Raw genomic sequence first — 15,965 nt, 5'->3', positions numbered from 1 at the left:
GTTCGACATGCCGAATTCACCTTCCGGCGCGCGTTTCGGTCGCATCATTTCGGTGAAGGGATCTCTCGCGCGTATCGGGATTCATGCTGCGCCGCAGATGGGCCAGTTCGAAGCTCGCGCGACAGTGGGCCGCCTGGTCTCGATCCGCTGCAGCTCGTCGAACGTGGTCGCGATGATCACTGAGGTTTCCTGCGAGGGGCTGTCGCCCGCCGACCGCGATCACACCATAGCGACTGCATCGGCTGATCTGCTCGGCGAGATCAACACGACCGGTTCGGGCCCGCGGTTCCGGCGTGGCGTAACGGTCTATCCGGCGATTAACGACGAGGTCGATCCGATCACCAGCCAGGAACTGCGGACGGTGTACGCGCCAGCACACAAGGACGCGATCCATGTCGGCCACCTGCAGCAGGATCCAAGCGTCGGCGCATACGTCGACGTCGATGAGATGCTCAACAAGCACTTCGCTGTCCTTGGCTCGACCGGCGTCGGCAAGTCCAGTGGCGTGTCGCTGCTGCTCAATGAAATTCTAGGGCGGCGCCCAAACCTGCGCCTTTTCCTGCTTGATGTGCACAATGAGTATGGGCGCTGCTTTGGCGAGCGCGCACTGGTGCTGAACCCGCGCAATCTGAAGCTGCCGTTCTGGCTGTTCAATTACGAAGAGTTCGTCGACGTGATCTTCGCCGGCCGGCCCGGCGTGCCGGAAGAGCTCGAAATTCTTTCCGAGGTCATTCCATATGCCAAGGCGATCTACACGCAGTACCAGGCGGCGGATCGCGTCGGGCTCAAGCGGGTCGATCCGAAGACGGTCGGTTACACCGTCGACACGCCGGTGCCATACCGGCTGACGGACATGATCTCCTTGATCGACGAACGCATGGGCAAGCTGGAGAACCGCTCCTCGCGCGTCATCTACAACAAGTTGCTTTCGCGGATCGATACCGTCCGCAACGATCCGCGCTACGCTTTCATGTTCGAGAACGCCAATGTCGGCGGCGACACAATGGCGGAGGTGATCAGCCACTTGTTCCGCATGCCTGCCAGCGGCCGGCCGATGACGGTGATGCAACTCGCGGGCTTTCCCGTCGAGGTCGTCGATTCCGTCGTGTCGGTGCTTTGCCGCATGGCGTTCGACTTCGGCCTGTGGAGCGACGGCGCCTCGCCACTGCTGTTCGTCTGCGAAGAAGCGCATCGCTATGCCTCCGCCGACCGCAACATCGGCTTCGGGCCGACCCGCAAGGCGATTTCCCGCATCGCCAAGGAAGGGCGCAAGTACGGCGTTTTCCTTGGACTTGTGACACAGCGTCCGGCCGAGCTCGACGCCACGATCATTTCCCAGTGCTCGACACTGTTCACGATGCGCCTTGCCAACGATCGCGATCAGGGGTTGTTGCGCTCCGCTGTGTCGGATGCGGCAGCCAACCTGCTGTCTTTTGTGCCCTCGCTCGGCACCCGCGAGGTACTTGCGTTCGGCGAGGGTGTCGCGCTGCCGACGCGGCTTCGCTTCAAGGAGCTGTCGCAGCAGCAATTGCCGCGCAGCGAAGCGACGATCGCATCGGTTTCAAGCTCGTCGAGCGGCCATGATCTGGCGTTTGTGAGTTCGGTGCTGGCGCGTTGGCGCGGCGCCACAACCCATCGCGAGGCTCATGCCGCCGACCCGGTCTTGCCAGAGCGTGCGCCGGTTCCGCGAACGACTGACTCGCCCTTGCTGCAACCGTCGATGGGGCTCGACCCTGACCGGTTCTCGCTGTTGAAGAAACCGCTGCGCTGATCGGATCCGCGCAAGCTTTTCGTTGCGCGCCCGATACTTTAGGGTCCCATGCTTCCGCAAAGCTCGAGGACCAGCATGACCGCGCCCGCCATCAGCCGTTTCCCCGTACCGTCTTTAAAGTCGATGCCGGACGACATCCGCGAACGCATTCTGGCGGTTCAGGAAAAATCCGGCTTCGTACCGAACGTCTTCCTGGTGCTGGCACACCGGCCGGACGAGTTCCGCGCCTTCTTCGCCTATCACGACGCGTTGATGGAGAAGGACGGAGGCCTGACCAAGGCCGAGCGCGAGATGATCGTTGTGGCCACCTCAAACGCCAACCAGTGTCAATACTGCGTGGTAGCACACGGCGCGATCCTGCGGATCCGCGCGAAGAATCCTCTTGTCGCCGACCAGGTCGCAATCAACTACCGCAAGGCCGATATCACCGAACGCCAGAAGGCGATGCTTGATTTCGCAATGAAGGTCAGCCTTTCAGCGCAGACGGTAAACGACGCCGACCTCGCGGCGCTGAAGAAGCACGGCTTCACGGACGACGACGTGTGGGACATAACAGCGATCGCCGCCTTCTTCGCCCTCTCCAACCGGATGGCCAACGTCACCAATATGCGTCCGAATGACGAATTCTACCTCATGGGCCGGCTGCCGAAGCAGGCCTGACGGAGCGGCATCGGACCGTCAGGCGGCAATGCCGACCACCGGGACGCAGTTGAGCCATGCTTGGCGGCCATGCTTGGAGCATCTGGCTGGACATGCGCGGCATGATAATATCTTTGGTGTTGGGCCCTGCCAGGGACAGCGTCAATGACCAAGGAACAACCGAAACCCGCAGATGACGGCGATCATGTCGTCATTAAGTTTCGCCCGCGGACCAGTGCCGAAGCCCCCAAAACCCGGACCGCGCAGGTATCGCCGCTCCGGCCACCACCTCCTGACCTCTCGCGGTACGAGCAATCAAGCGAGCCTGACGACTATCGGCATCGGATGCGGATGAATATTGCCGCCGGACTGTTCACGGTGGCGCTGATCGGTTTCGGGGTCTGGCTCGCCATGAGCATTGCCGACTTGCGCCGCACCCAGGATTGCATCCTGTATGGCCGGCGCGATTGCGCGGTCATACCTCAGCCGAGCCGGTAGTAACGGCAAGTCCGTCCCGCGCCAGAGGAATGCAGCTTTTGGCGGTCCTTGTCGCGCGGCCCTGCCGCCATTGAATTAAATGCCTCGCTCCGATATACGACCCTGAATCATGCGCGGGCGATGGGCTGGCCCGGCTATTCCCCCGCCTACGCCCCACCAAATACAGGCGTCAAATCAAAGGCTTACGATGTCGACCTTCGATCAAGTTGCCAACATCATCGCCGAGACTTGCGACATTCCGCGCGATACCATCACGCCGCAAAGTCACGCGATCGACGATCTCGGTATCGACAGCCTGGACTTCCTCGACATCGCCTTTGCAATCGATAAGGCGTTCGGGATCAAGCTACCGCTGGAAAAGTGGACGCAGGAGGTCAACGACGGCAAGGCAACGACCGAGCAATATTTCGTCCTCGGCAATCTGAGCGCGCGGATCGACGAACTGGTTGCCGCCAAGAGCGCCTGACCGCGCCAGCACCCCCATGCACCTCGAGTACTTCCAGCTCATCGACCGGATCGCCTCGCTTGATCTCGAGGGTCGCAGCATCAAGGTCGAAGCTGAAGTTCCTCTCACCAGCACGATCTTCGAAGGACATTTTCCCGGTCGCCCGCTGATGCCTGGCGTCCTTTTGATCGAAGCGATGGCGCAGGCGTCAGGATTTCTCTTGATCGCCTCGATGAACTTTGAGCGGATGCCGTTCCTCGCCGCGGTCAAGGACGCGAAGATGCGCAGCTTTGTCCAACCAGGAGCCAAACTTGAGATCGCCGCAAAGGTGACCCACGAGGGCTCAGGCTTCGCGATGACGATCGCGGAAATCACGATCGCCGGCAAGAAGACGTGCAACGCGTCGCTGACGTTCAGCCACGTGCCATTCCCGAACGAGGAATTCCGCAGGCACATGGCGACCGTTGCGAAGCGGATCGGCCTGCCGCAATCGGCAGGCACTCAAGACTGAAGGTGATCGCGTGCCCTCCTCCCGCAAATCCGAGGCCTGGATCACAGGAATTGGCATCGTCTCTTCGCTCGGCGAAGGTCTCGATGCCCACTGGGACGCTTTGCAAAAGGGCACGATCAACGTCGACGAAAAGACGTTCGCGCCCTACGTGGTTCATCCGCTCATACCCGTGAACTTCGATCAGCAGATTCCGAAGAAGGGCGATCAGCGCCAGATGGAGGCGTGGCAGCGCATCGGCACCTACGCTGCCGGTCTTGCGCTGGACACCGCCGGTATCAAGGGCAAGACCGACATCCTCGGCCGCACGGACATGATCGTCGCCGCCGGCGGCGGCGAGCGCGATCTCGCGGTCGACAGCGGCATTCTCAACGCCAAGGTGCAGGGTAACGCGGCGCCGAACTTCCTGAACGAACGGCTGATGAGCGATCTGCGCCCGACGCTGTTCCTTGCCCAGCTCTCCAATCTCTTGGCCGGCAACATCTCGATCGTTCACGGTGTGACCGGCTCCTCCCGTACCTTCATGGGCGAAGAAGCCGCCGGCATCGACGCCGTGCGGATCGCCCTGGCGCGCATTGCATCGGGCCAGAGCGACATCGCACTGGTCGGTGCCGCGCACAACGGCGAGCGGAAAGACATGCTCATGCTCTATGAGTTCGGCGACTTCAACCTCAAGGAAAAGTTCTCGCCCGTGTGGTCGCGCGGGCCGAGCGGCGGCTTCGCGCTGGGATCCGGCGGCGTGTTCCTTGTGATCGAGTCGAAGGAGCATGCCGTGGCGCGCGGCGCCAAGCCTTACGCGAAGCTGTCGCATGTGAGCGCCGATCGCGCGGCGCGCAAGACGCAAGGCGCGACCACCGAGACGCTGGAATCCCTCTGGAAGGCCTCCGGCGCGCGCGACGACGTTGCGATCATTACCGGGGCAACCGGCGCGGAGCCTGTGACCGCCGAGGAGCGCCAGTTTCTCGAAAAGCACAAGGCGCTTCCCGTACGCGCGACCGGCACGCGGTTCGGGCACGCCATGGAAGCACAGTTTCCCCTGGGCGTCGCGCTGGCCGCCCTCGCCCTTTCAAGAGGGGGACTCTTTCCCCCGGCAGATCCATCCGGCTTTGAGATTGCAATGACGGCTGCGCCCACCCAGATTGTGGTGGTTGGGACGGGTCATTGGCGCGGTGAAGGCATCGCGCTCGTCGAAGCGGTGAACTAGGCTGCGGGGAGAACGCCGATGGGGAATATGCGCGATCATGCAGGCCGGCCGATCGTCGTTGTCACCGGCATGGGCATCGTCACCTCGCTGGGTGCGGGAAAGACCGAGAACTGGTCAAAGCTGACCGCCGGCGAATCCGGCATCCGTGCGATCACGCGTTTTCCGACCGATGGCTTGCGGACGACGATGGCGGGCGCGATCGACTTTCTGCCCGCCGCGCGCAATTCGGCGCCCGAATTCGCCGACCGCTTTGCGGACGTCGCCACTGAGGAAGCCGTCGCGCAATCCGGCATCGGCTCACCCGGAAGCTTTCCCGGACCGCTCTTTCTCGCGGTCGCGCCGGTCGAGTTGGATTGGCCGATGCGCGACGAGCTTGCCTTCACGATCGGTAAGGACGCGGCGATCGACTATGATGCGATGCTGAAACTGTGCGGCGGCGGCAAATACAAGGACATGCATCGCCGCTTCCTGTTTGGTTCGTCTGCTGATCAACTTGCGGACAAGTACGGCACAAAGGGATCTCCTATTTCGATCTCAACGGCTTGCGCATCCGGCGTCAGCGCTATTCAGCTCGGTGTCGAGGCGATCCGTCGTGGCGAAACCGATGCCGCCTTGTGTGTCGCAACCGACTCGTCGGTGAACGTCGAGGCGCTGGTCCGCTTCTCGCTGTTGTCGGCGCTATCGACACAGAACGAGGTTCCGGCGAAGGCATCGAAGCCGTTCTCGAAGAATCGCGATGGCTTCGTGCTGGCCGAGGGAGCCGGCACACTGGTGTTGGAGAGCCTGGAAGCGGCAACTGCCCGCGGCGCGCGTGTTCTTGGCGTGATCGCTGGATGCGGCGAGCTTGCCGACTCGTTCCACCGCACCCGCTCGAGCCCGGACGGCAAGCCGATTATCGGCTGTGTGCGCAATGCACTTGCTGACGCGGGTCTGGCGCCAGAGCAGATCGACTACATCAACGCCCACGGCACCTCGACGCCCGAGAACGACAAGATGGAGTACCTCGGCATCTCGACAGTATTCGGCGAACGAGCGAAGCAAATTCCGGTTTCATCCAACAAGTCGATGATCGGGCATACGCTGTCCGCGGCCGGTGCCGTGGAGGCGATCTTCTCGCTGCTGACGCTGGAGCACCAGCGGATTCCGCCGACCATCAACTACGACGTCCCCGACCCTGGAATTCCGTTCGACGTCGTGCCGAACAAGGCGCGTGACGCCCGCGTGACCGCCGCCATGTCGAATTCGTTCGGCTTCGGCGGCCAGAACGCCTCGATGATAATGACCCGCGAGCCGGCCTGAGGCCGGCTTGCCGGTTGACGCAACGGTCCGGACCGGCGATACGCAATCGTCATAATCAGGTCTTGCCAACGCCAACCGATGCGCACGCTCAGCCTCGTCAAGGAACGCCAGCTCGAAGTGCTGGAGGTCGCCGACCCGCCTCCGCCTGAGGCCGGCGAAGTGCAGGTTCGCGTTCGCGCGGTTGCACTCAACCACCTCGATCTATGGGGCTTCCGCGGCATGGCGTTCGCCAAGCGCAAGTTTCCCCTGATCGTCGGCGCCGAAGCCTCCGGCGAGATCGCCGCCGTCGGCGCAGGCGTCACGCGTTTCAGGCCTGGTCAGCCGGTCGTCATGTTCGGCGCCTTGACCTGCGGCACCTGCCCCGCCTGCCGCGAGGGGCGCGACAACCTGTGCGAGAACGTCGGCGGCGTGCTGGGCTTTCACATCGACGGCTTCGCGCGCGAACTGCTTAACATGCCGGAACGGCTGGTCATCCCGGTACCGGAGGGCGTCAGCCTGCGCGACGCCGCCTGCGCGCCGATCGCGTTCGGCACGGTGCAGCACATGCTGTTCGACAACGCAAAGCTCAAACCCGGCGAGACCATCCTTGTCCATGCTGGAGGGGGTGGCATCGGCACCGTCGCCATCATGATGGCGAAGGCGATCGGCTGCACCGTGATCACCACCGTCGGCGATGACTCGAAGATCGACCGTGCAAAGGCGCTCGGCGCCGATCACGCGATCAATTACCGCAAGGACCGTTTCGAGCACGAAGTCCGCAAGCTGACCAAGAAGAAGGGCGTCGACGTCGTGTTCGAGCATGTGGGCGCCGATACGTTCAACGGTTCGCTGCTGGTGCTGAAGCGCGGTGGACGGCTGGTCACCTGCGGCTCGACCTCGGGGCCGACGACGACCATCAACCTGATGCAGCTGTTTCAGCGGCAGTACCGGATCTTCGGCTCGTTCGGTCAGACCATGCAGAACATCGTCGACAGTCTCGACAAGATGGCCGCCGGCATGAAGCCCGTGATTGACAGCGAACTCCCGCTGTCCAACGTCGACGCGGCGCTGGAACGGATGGAAAGCCGGCAGCTGTTCGGCAAGATCATCGTCCACTTTTGATGCGCCGCTCCCGCGCCGCTGCCCGCGTTGGCAAAGCGCTCAAGCCGGTCGTGCATGCCGTGCTCGGCGCGGCCACCGTTTCCGTGCTGCGAGGCGTGCGCCGGTTTGATCCGCATAAGACGGCGAACTTCGGTGCGCGTTGCGCCCGCATGTTCGGACCGCTGCTGAAGGAGCAACGTATCGGCCGCACCAATCTGCGAGCGGCCTTCCCTGAGAAAACGGATGCCGAAATCGATGCGATCCTGGCCAAGGTCTGGGACAATCTCGGCCGCTTCGGCGGCGAGTTCGCACACCTTGACCGGATCTGGGATTTCGATCCCGCGCATCCGGAAAAAAGCCGCATCGAACTCCCGCAAGAAAGCATCGCGACCTTTGAAAAACTGCTCGCGGACGGCAAAGGCGCACTGATCTTCTCGGCTCACCTCGGCAACTGGGAATTGCCGGCGCTGGCCGCCCCCGCCTACGGGCTCGACTCCGCCGTGCTTTTCCGGCGGCCAAACATCGCTGCCGTCGACCGCGCCGTGCAGGACATCCGCGCCGTCAACATGGGCCAGATGATCGCCACATCGCTCGACGCACCGGTGCGCCTGGCCGACGCTCTGCAGCGGGGCCTTCATGTCGGCATGCTGGTGGACCAGCACTATTCCAAGGGCGTCGACGTCACCTTCTTCGGCCGGCCGGCGAAGGCCAATCCCCTGCTCGCCCGCCTCGCGCGCCAGATCGAGTGCCCGATCCACGGCACGCGCATCGTCCGCCTGCCCGGGGACCGCTTTCGTGCCGAGATCACCGACGAGGTCGAGCCGGTACGCGATGCGAACGGCGCGATCGACGTGCAGGGCACGACGCAGAAGATCAACGCGATCATCGAGGGATGGATTCGCGAGCATCCCGAACAGTGGCTGTGGCTCCATCGACGATGGCGTTAGCCGGCCGATTCTGACCGCTACCTGCCCGTCTTCACCCGCGTCCAGATCCGGTTGACGACACGCTGCGCCGCCTGATCTCGGGCAGTGATCACGAACAGCTGCTTCAATGTGGCTTCGTCGGGGTAGATCGTCTTGTCGTTGATCACCTTCGCACTGATCAACTTCTGGCTCGCCAGATTGCCGTTGGCATAGGACAGGAAATCGGAGTTCCTCGCCGCGACCTCCGGCCGATAGAGGTAATTGATCAATTCGTGCGCCTCAGCGACATTCCTCGCGTCCGCAGGAACCGCGAGATTGTCAAAGAACATCTGCGCGCCTTCCTTCGGAATGGCGTAGGCGATCTCGACGCCGTTCTTTGCTTCTTCGGCACGGCTCTGCGCCTGCTTGATGTCTCCCGACCAGCCGAACACGAAGCAGATCTCACCGCCGGCGAGCGCCGCAAGGTATTCCGACGAATGGAACTTGCGCACGAAGGGCCTGATCTTGCCGATCAATTCCGCCGCCTTCTCCAGGTCCGCCTGCTTCGATGAATTCGGATCGAGCTTCAGATAGGTCAGCGCCGCGGGCAGGATATCGTCGGCGGAATCGAGCATCTGGATGCCGCAGTCCTTGAACTTCGAGAGATTCTCCGGCTTGAACACGATATCGAGGGTCCCCATCGCCTCCTCGAGCCGGACGTTCGGGCCCAGCACCTCCCTCGCCTTCTTGACATTGTAGCCGACGCCGGTGGTCCCCCACATGTAGTTCGCGCCGTACTGGTTGCCGGGATCGTAGACGGCGAGCTTCTGGGTAACCTCCGGCCAGGCGTGAACGAGGTTCGGCAGCTTCGACTTGTCGAGCTTCTGAAAGACGTTGGCCCTGATCTGCCGCTCAAGGAAATAGGCGCCCGGCACGACGAGGTCGTAACCGGACCGGCCAGCCAGAAGACGTGTCTCCAGCGTCTCGTTCGCATCGAAGGTGTCGTAGACGACCTTGATGCCGGTCTCCCTGGTGAAGTCCTCGAGCACGCCCGGCGCGATATAGTTCGACCAGTTGTAGAAGTTGACCTTGCGCTCCTGTCCTTCGGCTGCGAACGGAACGACGGTGAGCGCCGCCACAAGCAGACGAGCAAGCCGCATCATCCTCTCCTTCATCGTCCGCCGCTCACCACGCGCGACATCCGTTCCAGTGCCTGATCGATGGTCGCGTCCTTCTTTGCGAAACAGAAACGAACGACCGATGTCACCGGGTCGCCCTCGTAGAGTGCTGACACCGGAATTGCCGCGACCTTGTGGTCCACCACCAGGCGCTTGCAAAAGGCCTCGTCCGTCTCGTTGAGGCCAAGCGGTTTCAGGTCGACATTGAGAAAATACGTGCCCTGCGACGGCAGCACCGGGAAGCCGATCGACGTCAGCCCGCTTGCCAGCCGGTCGCGGCTGCGCGTCAGTTCGGATCGCATGCCGACGAAATAAGCGTCGGCCTTGTCGAGACCGTAGGCCACTGCGGCCTGCAGGTTCGGCGGTGTCGTGAAGGTGAGAAACTGGTGCGCCTTCGCAAGCACGCGCAGGATATGCGGTGCCGCACACACGAAGCCGACCTTCCAGCCCGTCAGCGAGAAAATCTTTCCTGCGGATCCGATTTTCACTGCGCGATCGCGCATCCCCGGCAGGGTGATGAGCGGAATGTGTTCGCGGCCGTCGAACACGACATGCTCCCACACCTCGTCACACACCGCGATCGTGTCGAACTCCTGACAAAAGCGCGCGAGCAGTTCCAGGTCTGCGCGCGGATAGACGACCGCCGCCGGATTCTGCGGGCTGTTGAAGACGACCACCTTCGTCTTCCGGCTGAACACGGCGCGCAACGCCTCTTCGGTCAACCGCCAGTCCGGCGGCTGCAATCGCACCACCCGGACGATGCCGCCGGCTCGCCGGATCAACGGGAGATAGGCGTCATAAGCGGGCGCAAACACCACGACCTCGTCGCCCGGCTCGATCAGCCCGAACAGCGCGCTGGCGACGGCTTCGGTTGCCCCGGACGTCACCATGACCTCGCTCTGCGGATCGAGCTTCAGGCCCTGCCAGTGCGCGTAGTGACGGGCGACCGCCTCACGCAACTCCGAGGTGCCCATCATCGGCGGATATTGGTTGTAACCGTCGATCGAGGCTTCAGCGGCCTTGCGGCGAACGTCCTCCGGACCCGGGTCGTCTGGAAACCCCTGCCCGAGATTGATGGCGTCGTGCTCGCGCGCGAGCTGCGACATCACCTCGAAGACGGTGGTCGGAAGATTCGCGTAGACTGGGTTCATCGCACCGGTCAGCCGCCGGTCTTGGTTGGAAGGCCTGCAGCCTTCCAGCCGATAATTCCACCGGCCAGATGCTTGTCGTACGGAAGCCCGGCCGCCTGGGCCGCGAGCGAGGCCGTCACTGACCGCTTTCCGGACCGGCAGGCGAACACCACCTGCTTGCCTTTCGGGTCGGGAATGCTCGCCGGGTCGAAGCTCGAGAGAGGAACGATCTCTGCGTCCGGATAGGCTTCCGCAGCAACCTCATTCGGCTCGCGCACGTCGACAAGGAGATATTTTCCTTCCGCGATGCCGTTTGCGACATCAGCCGGCGTCAAATCCTCGACGCTATGGTTTTGATCCGCCACTCAAAGCCTCCAAAGTCTCTAACTCTGCGGCCAAGGTCGCCCTTGGCACGTCGAAAATCAAGCCGTTCGCCAGTGTCCCGAACCCGAAGTTCGCTGTGCTTCTCGGCACCCTCGGCCCTAGATCGTGACCTGTGTTCCGACCTCGACCACCCGCCCGGTCGGAATGTGGAAATAGTCGGTGGCGTCGTTGGCCGACTGGCTGAGCCTGATGAACAGGCTGTCCTGCCAGCGCGGCATGAAGGAATGCGGCGCGGGCTTCAGCGAGCGCCGCGAGACGAAGAACGAGGTCGACATCATGTCGAACTCCCAACCGAGCTTGCGGGCATGCGCGAGCGCCACGGGCACGTTGGGCGATTCCATGAAGCCGAACCGAAGGGTCACCTGGGTGAACCGGTCACTGATCTTGTTCAGCCTGACGCGGTCGGAAAGATCAACGCGTGGCAGGTTGTCCGTCTCGACCGTCAGAATGACGTTGTTCTGATGCAGCACCTTGTTGTGCTTGAGATTGTGCATCAGCGAGGTCGGTACGAAGTCCGGGTCGCTGGTGAGGAACACGGCGGTGCCCGGGACGATATGCGGCGGACGTTTCTCGAGACTGCGAACGAGGTCCTGCATTGGCACCTCGATCTTGCGGGTCTTCTTGATCAGGATCGCCGCGCCTCGCAGCCACGTCCAAATGATGACCGCCATCAACAGTCCGAACAGCAGCGGCAACCACGCGCCTTCGAACAGCTTCAGAAGGTTTGCAGCGAAGAAGGTGAGATCAACCACAGCGAACGGAACGACCAACGCCGCGGCTGCGGCTGCACGCCAGTTCCACAGCTTCCACACAACGAAGAAGGCCATGATCGCGTCGGCGACCATGGTGGTCGAAACGGCGATTCCGTAAGCGCCCGCGAGGCCGCTCGAGGTCCGGAACAGGCCGACCAGCAACAGCACGCCGATCAGCAACATCAAATTGACGCGCGGCAGGTAGATCTGGCCCGCGTGCGCAGCGGACGTGTAGCGCACCTCGAAGCGCGGCAGCAGCCCGAGTTGCACCGCCTGCCGGACGATCGAGAACGCGCCAGTGATCACGGCCTGGCTGGCGATCACGGTGGCGGCCGTGGCGAGCACGATCAGTGGCAACAGAAGCCAGCTCGGGGCCAGCTTGTAGAACGGATTTTCGATCGTTTCCGGATGCGCCAGCACCAGGGCGCCCTGCCCGAAGTAGTTCAGCAGCAGCGCCGGCAGGACGAAGAACAACCACGCGAACTGGATCGGTTTGCGCCCGAAGTGACCGAGATCGGCGTAAAGGGCCTCGCCACCGGTCACGACCAGGAACACGGCGCCGAGCGTCACGAGCGCGATCTTTCCATGGGAGCCGACGAACTGGATCGCATACCAAGGGTTGATTGCCGCCAGCACCCCCGGATCGTCGCTGATGTGCATCAAGCCGAGCACAGCGAGCGTCAGGAACCAGACGATCATCACAGGCCCAAAGGCCGCTGCGACCCTCGCCGTCCCGTGGCTTTGCACCGAAAACAGCGTGACGAGAATGATCACGGTCAGTGGAACCACGTAATCCTGCAAGGCAGGCGTGACAATCTTCAAGCCCTCCATCGCCGACAGCACCGAGATCGCCGGCGTGATCATCGAATCGCCGATGAACATCGAGGCCCCGACGATGCCGAGCACAAGCAATGGCAAGGTGCGGCGTCCGAGCGCGCGCCCGCCAAGCGCCATCAGGGAGAGCGAACCGCCCTCGCCGTTGTTGTCGGCGCGCAGAAGCAGCAGCACGTACTTCGCAGTGACGACGATCAGGAGGGCCCACACGATCATCGACAGCACGCCGAGCACGATCTCGCGGGTCACCTCCCCGCCATGCGCCGCGGCGTGCGCGGCTTCGCGGAACGCGTAGAGCGGCGAGGTGCCGATATCGCCGTAAACGACGCCGATGCTGCCGACGGTCAGCGCGGCAAAGCTCGCATGGGCGCGAGGCTCTGCCGGCGGCGCGTCGGCGGTTGTATCACTGACAGCCATGATGGAAGAAAATTCTCCGCGTGTCCCGTCGTCCGTAAAGGCGCACTCGTCAACTCTCGACGGCCGGAATCGGCTGTGCCTTATACACCCGGATTTTCAAACACCAGTGTCGCTGGCAACCCATTTCGAGGTATTTTAATACCTTCCGGCCGACAAAAACTACGGCTTCAGGTTTGGCGGCAGCGGAGGATCCTCACGCATCAGCGTGATGGTTACGCGGCGGTTAGCAGCCAGACTGGGATCGTCCGGAAACAGGGGCTGCGTATCCGCCTTACCGGCAACCATGAAGAAGTGCGCCGCAGGCAACCCCTCCTTCTGCAGGATCTGCCGCACCGCGTTCGCGCGATCTGCGGACAGATCGAAAGCGTTGTAGTCCGAGCGCTGCGAAACAACGCTGGCCGCCGTGTGTCCGATAACCGCGACCCGCAGCGGCGTCGCCCGCAGCGGGCCGGCAAGTTTCTGGATCAAGAGCCGCGTTCGCTCGTACGGCTCCTTGGCGCCATCAGGAAACATCGAGCGGCCGTCCTGGTCGACGATTTCGAGGTTCAGACCCTCCTTGGTCTCCTCGAACATGATGTGCTTCGACATCTCGGTCAGTTCGGGCATATCCTGCAACGCTTGGCGCAGCGAGGCTGACGCAAGCGCAAATTCCCGATCGATCTTCAGCCGCGCGCCGTCCAGTTTGCCGCGCTCGATCATCTCCGGCAGAACCGGATTCCTCGCTTCGTCCGGATTCTGCTGGATCTGCTTCAGCCGCGTCCGCGTCGGCAATCCCTCCGTCTCGACCACGCCGGAGAAGCGCGACTCGGTCTGCACGCCGAAGGCCTCGCGCATCGAGCCGGCGACGATCTTCAACTTCGCCTGGTCCTGGCTCGAAAACGCCACCAGCATCACGAAGAAGCTGACGAGCAGTGCCATGAGATCGGCGAAGGTCACGAACCAGCCGTGCCCTCCGTGTACGGCGGCGCGCTTTTTCTTGGCCATGTTCTATGGTCCGGAAAGTGCGGTTGGGTCAGGCGGGAACCGGCTCGCCTTGTTCCTCGCGATGCTTTTCCGGCAGATAGGCCAGCAGCATTTCGCGAACGAGCGCCGGGCTCTTCGAGTCGCGGATCATCAAAATCCCGTCGATGATCAACGTGCGGTTGGTCTCTTCGTCGATCAGTTTCACATGAAGCTTGTCGGCGATCGGCAGGCAAATCAGGTTCGCGACCAGCGCGCCGTAGAGGGTCGCCAGCAGCGCCACAGCCATGAACGGACCGAGCTTGGACGGATCGGACATGTTGGAAAACATCTGCACCATGCCGATCAGCGTGCCGACCATGCCGAATGCCGGCGCACAATCGCCGATGGAGCGATAGATCTTCGAGCCCTCGTCGAGGTGCATCAGGAAGTTGTCCCGGTCACGCTCCAGATTGTCGCGGATGAACGTGGCGTCGTAGCCGTCCGCGACGTAGCGGATGCCCTTCGCCAGAAAGACGTCGTCCGTCTCCACCTTCTCCAATCCTACGGGCCCCTGCTTGCGGGCGATCTCCGCCACCGAGGCCAGTTCGTCGACGAGATCGCGTGCGGTGGAACGACGCAAGGTAAAGGCGAATTTCGCGCCAAGCGGCAAGCCGTGCAGGATCGAGGACAGCGGAAAGCGGATCAGCGTCGCGGCGAACGAGCCGCCGAAAATAACGATGATGGCATGGATGTCGTAGAACATCCGGAAATCGCCGCCCATCAGGATCAAGGTCGATACGACGATCAGGCCGGCAAGCAGCCCGAGACTGGTGGCGATATCCATGGAAGGCTCCGACGCATACGCACTATTCGCCGGCGGCGCGGGCGCGGCGGCGCGGACCCTTCTGGCCCGTGCGGAAAAACCCTAGCGCGCGCGCCATTAAAGTTGCGTGAAGCTATGCGGCACAGTGACAATTGTCGGCACGCCGCAGCCGCGTCGAAGCATCAACGGTTCGCTAACCATTCAGCTGCACGCGAACGGTCGAATGCCGGCAACGTCGCTAGTTCAGCCGTTGCGGGCGGTTGTCTTGGGTCGCCTCCGGCGGCGAGGCTGTGAACGACGCCGGGTGTTCTGCCGCCACATGGCCTGCGGCGGCTTCCGCGGCGCGTCGTTCATACTGGCGATATGAGTGCCAGCCAACCGGCAGGCTGCAGAGGAACAGCAGCGTAGCCGCGCTGAGTACGTGCCACGGATAGCTGATCAGCAGAGCGATCAGGAGGATGACGAAAACAATGACCGGCAGCACCATCTCACGCGGCACACGTGCGCCGACCTTCTTGCCCGAGAACACCGGCAGCCGCGAGACCATCAGAAACGCGATGACGAGCACGTAGATCGCGATGATGATCGCGGGAATTGCCGGAGCCCCGAGCAAGGCCAGGTAGATCGGCAGCAGGACGCAGACGGCACCGGCGGGCGCCGGCACGCCGGTGAAGAAATTCTCCGCATAGGCAGGCTTGTTCGGATCGTCCATCGTCGCGTTGAAGCGCGCGAGCCGCAAGCCCATGCTGATGGCGAAGACAATGGTGGCGATCCAGCCGACATTGCTGAGCTCATTCAGCTTCCAGAAGTACAGGATCAGGCCGGGCGTCACGCCGAAGTTCACGAAATCGGCGAGGCTGTCGAGTTCGGCGCCGAAGCGGGACTGACCTTTGATCAGGCGCGCGACCCGCCCGTCCAGGCCGTCGAGGACGACCGCGAACACGATGGCGCCCAGCGCAAGCTCGATCCGTCCCTCGATCGTCAGACGGATCGCCGTCAGCCCGGCGCAGAGCGCCAGCAGGGTGATGATGTTGGGCACCAGCATGCGCACCGGAATGGGGCGAAAGCGGCGCCGGCGGGCATCGGAAGAATTGGGGGTCGGGACCATCGCCTAGATATAGCTGCAGGACGCCGGTTGCGCCATGGCCGGTTCCGT

Annotated in this window: 16 protein-coding genes; 9 read left to right on the top strand and 7 right to left on the bottom strand. The window is 62.8% G+C overall.

What is annotated here, in order from left to right:
* Positions 1 to 7: 7 nt before the first annotated feature.
* From RCO31_RS13170 to RCO31_RS13130, 9 genes are all read left to right on the top strand, one after another.
* Positions 8 to 1,771 carry a helicase HerA domain-containing protein gene (locus tag RCO31_RS13170; protein ID WP_308968849.1) on the top strand — a complete coding sequence of 588 codons (1,764 nt, stop codon included), beginning with the start codon at positions 8 to 10 and terminating at the stop codon, positions 1,769 to 1,771.
* Positions 1,772 to 1,846: 75 nt separating this feature from the next.
* Positions 1,847 to 2,431, top strand: coding sequence for a peroxidase-related enzyme (locus tag RCO31_RS13165; protein ID WP_308968848.1), 585 nt, complete (start codon positions 1,847 to 1,849; stop codon positions 2,429 to 2,431).
* Between the two features lie 144 nt (positions 2,432 to 2,575).
* Entirely contained in the window at positions 2,576 to 2,908 is a 333-nt protein-coding gene (locus tag RCO31_RS13160) for a hypothetical protein (RefSeq protein ID WP_308968847.1), read from the top strand.
* Positions 2,909 to 3,095: 187 nt separating this feature from the next.
* Positions 3,096 to 3,374, top strand: a complete 279-nt coding sequence (locus tag RCO31_RS13155) for an acyl carrier protein (protein ID WP_308968846.1) — start codon at positions 3,096 to 3,098, stop codon at positions 3,372 to 3,374.
* Between the two features lie 16 nt (positions 3,375 to 3,390).
* Positions 3,391 to 3,864, top strand: a complete 474-nt coding sequence (locus tag RCO31_RS13150; protein WP_308968845.1) for a 3-hydroxyacyl-ACP dehydratase FabZ family protein — start codon at positions 3,391 to 3,393, stop codon at positions 3,862 to 3,864.
* A gap of 10 nt (positions 3,865 to 3,874) precedes the next feature.
* Positions 3,875 to 5,065, top strand: coding sequence for a beta-ketoacyl-ACP synthase (locus tag RCO31_RS13145; protein WP_308968844.1), 1,191 nt, complete (start codon positions 3,875 to 3,877; stop codon positions 5,063 to 5,065).
* Between the two features lie 27 nt (positions 5,066 to 5,092).
* Positions 5,093 to 6,364 (top strand): beta-ketoacyl-ACP synthase, encoded by a 1,272-nt coding sequence (locus tag RCO31_RS13140; protein WP_374991473.1) that lies wholly within the window; start codon positions 5,093 to 5,095, stop codon positions 6,362 to 6,364.
* 78 nt (positions 6,365 to 6,442) lie between these two features.
* Positions 6,443 to 7,465: a zinc-binding dehydrogenase gene (locus RCO31_RS13135; protein WP_308968840.1), complete on the top strand. Its 1,023-nt coding sequence runs from the start codon at positions 6,443 to 6,445 to the stop codon at positions 7,463 to 7,465.
* Entirely contained in the window at positions 7,465 to 8,391 is a 927-nt protein-coding gene (locus RCO31_RS13130; protein ID WP_308968838.1) for a lipid A biosynthesis lauroyl acyltransferase, read from the top strand. The genes RCO31_RS13135 and RCO31_RS13130 overlap by 1 nt, the downstream gene beginning before the upstream one ends.
* 17 nt (positions 8,392 to 8,408) lie before the next feature.
* Here the strand turns inward: RCO31_RS13130 and RCO31_RS13125 are convergent, their stop codons facing one another.
* The 7 genes from RCO31_RS13125 to RCO31_RS13095 all read right to left on the bottom strand — a co-directional run bounded on the left by RCO31_RS13125 (position 8,409) and on the right by RCO31_RS13095 (position 15,917).
* Complete coding sequence (locus RCO31_RS13125; protein ID WP_308968837.1) at positions 8,409 to 9,509, bottom strand: polyamine ABC transporter substrate-binding protein; 1,101 nt, start codon at positions 9,507 to 9,509, stop codon at positions 8,409 to 8,411.
* Between the two features lie 11 nt (positions 9,510 to 9,520).
* Positions 9,521 to 10,678 (bottom strand): aminotransferase, encoded by a 1,158-nt coding sequence (locus tag RCO31_RS13120; protein WP_308968836.1) that lies wholly within the window; start codon positions 10,676 to 10,678, stop codon positions 9,521 to 9,523.
* Positions 10,679 to 10,686: 8 nt separating this feature from the next.
* Positions 10,687 to 11,022: a rhodanese-like domain-containing protein gene (locus RCO31_RS13115; RefSeq protein ID WP_308968834.1), complete on the bottom strand. Its 336-nt coding sequence runs from the start codon at positions 11,020 to 11,022 to the stop codon at positions 10,687 to 10,689.
* A gap of 117 nt (positions 11,023 to 11,139) precedes the next feature.
* On the bottom strand, positions 11,140 to 13,044 hold the full coding sequence (locus RCO31_RS13110) for a potassium transporter Kup (protein ID WP_308968833.1): 1,905 nt from the start codon (positions 13,042 to 13,044) through the stop codon (positions 11,140 to 11,142).
* Positions 13,045 to 13,203: 159 nt separating this feature from the next.
* A complete protein-coding gene (locus RCO31_RS13105; protein WP_308968832.1) occupies positions 13,204 to 14,028 on the bottom strand; it encodes a flagellar motor protein MotB in 825 nt (274 codons plus the stop codon).
* Positions 14,029 to 14,056: 28 nt separating this feature from the next.
* The gene (locus tag RCO31_RS13100) at positions 14,057 to 14,830 is read right to left on the bottom strand and encodes a MotA/TolQ/ExbB proton channel family protein (protein WP_308968831.1); all 774 of its coding nucleotides are present in this window, start codon (positions 14,828 to 14,830) and stop codon (positions 14,057 to 14,059) included.
* 217 nt (positions 14,831 to 15,047) lie between these two features.
* A complete protein-coding gene (locus tag RCO31_RS13095) occupies positions 15,048 to 15,917 on the bottom strand; it encodes a phosphatidylcholine/phosphatidylserine synthase (RefSeq protein WP_308968829.1) in 870 nt (289 codons plus the stop codon).
* Positions 15,918 to 15,965: the final 48 nt, after the last annotated feature.

Origin of the sequence: Bradyrhizobium sp. LHD-71 (genome assembly GCF_031157255.1) — a bacterium.
Lineage (GTDB): Bacteria > Pseudomonadota > Alphaproteobacteria > Rhizobiales > Xanthobacteraceae > P52-10.
This window is presented reverse-complemented; position numbering and strand designations above follow the sequence as displayed.

Excerpts from the sequence above, each read along its gene's own strand:
- RCO31_RS13165 (WP_308968848.1), top strand. The coding sequence starts at position 1,847 with ATGACCGCGCCCGCCATCAGCCGTTTCCCCGTACCGTCTTTAAAGTCG.
- RCO31_RS13135 (WP_308968840.1), top strand. The coding sequence starts at position 6,443 with ATGCGCACGCTCAGCCTCGTCAAGGAACGCCAGCTCGAAGTGCTGGAG.
- RCO31_RS13150 (WP_308968845.1), top strand. The coding sequence starts at position 3,391 with ATGCACCTCGAGTACTTCCAGCTCATCGACCGGATCGCCTCGCTTGAT.
- RCO31_RS13155 (WP_308968846.1), top strand. The coding sequence starts at position 3,096 with ATGTCGACCTTCGATCAAGTTGCCAACATCATCGCCGAGACTTGCGAC.
- RCO31_RS13120 (WP_308968836.1), bottom strand. The coding sequence starts at position 10,678 with ATGAACCCAGTCTACGCGAATCTTCCGACCACCGTCTTCGAGGTGATG.
- RCO31_RS13110 (WP_308968833.1), bottom strand. The coding sequence starts at position 13,044 with ATGGCTGTCAGTGATACAACCGCCGACGCGCCGCCGGCAGAGCCTCGC.
- RCO31_RS13160 (WP_308968847.1), top strand. The coding sequence starts at position 2,576 with ATGACCAAGGAACAACCGAAACCCGCAGATGACGGCGATCATGTCGTC.
- RCO31_RS13105 (WP_308968832.1), bottom strand. The coding sequence starts at position 14,028 with ATGGCCAAGAAAAAGCGCGCCGCCGTACACGGAGGGCACGGCTGGTTC.
- RCO31_RS13130 (WP_308968838.1), top strand. The coding sequence starts at position 7,465 with ATGCGCCGCTCCCGCGCCGCTGCCCGCGTTGGCAAAGCGCTCAAGCCG.
- RCO31_RS13125 (WP_308968837.1), bottom strand. The coding sequence starts at position 9,509 with ATGCGGCTTGCTCGTCTGCTTGTGGCGGCGCTCACCGTCGTTCCGTTC.
- RCO31_RS13140 (WP_374991473.1), top strand. The coding sequence starts at position 5,093 with ATGCGCGATCATGCAGGCCGGCCGATCGTCGTTGTCACCGGCATGGGC.
- RCO31_RS13170 (WP_308968849.1), top strand. The coding sequence starts at position 8 with ATGCCGAATTCACCTTCCGGCGCGCGTTTCGGTCGCATCATTTCGGTG.
- RCO31_RS13100 (WP_308968831.1), bottom strand. The coding sequence starts at position 14,830 with ATGGATATCGCCACCAGTCTCGGGCTGCTTGCCGGCCTGATCGTCGTA.
- RCO31_RS13095 (WP_308968829.1), bottom strand. The coding sequence starts at position 15,917 with ATGGTCCCGACCCCCAATTCTTCCGATGCCCGCCGGCGCCGCTTTCGC.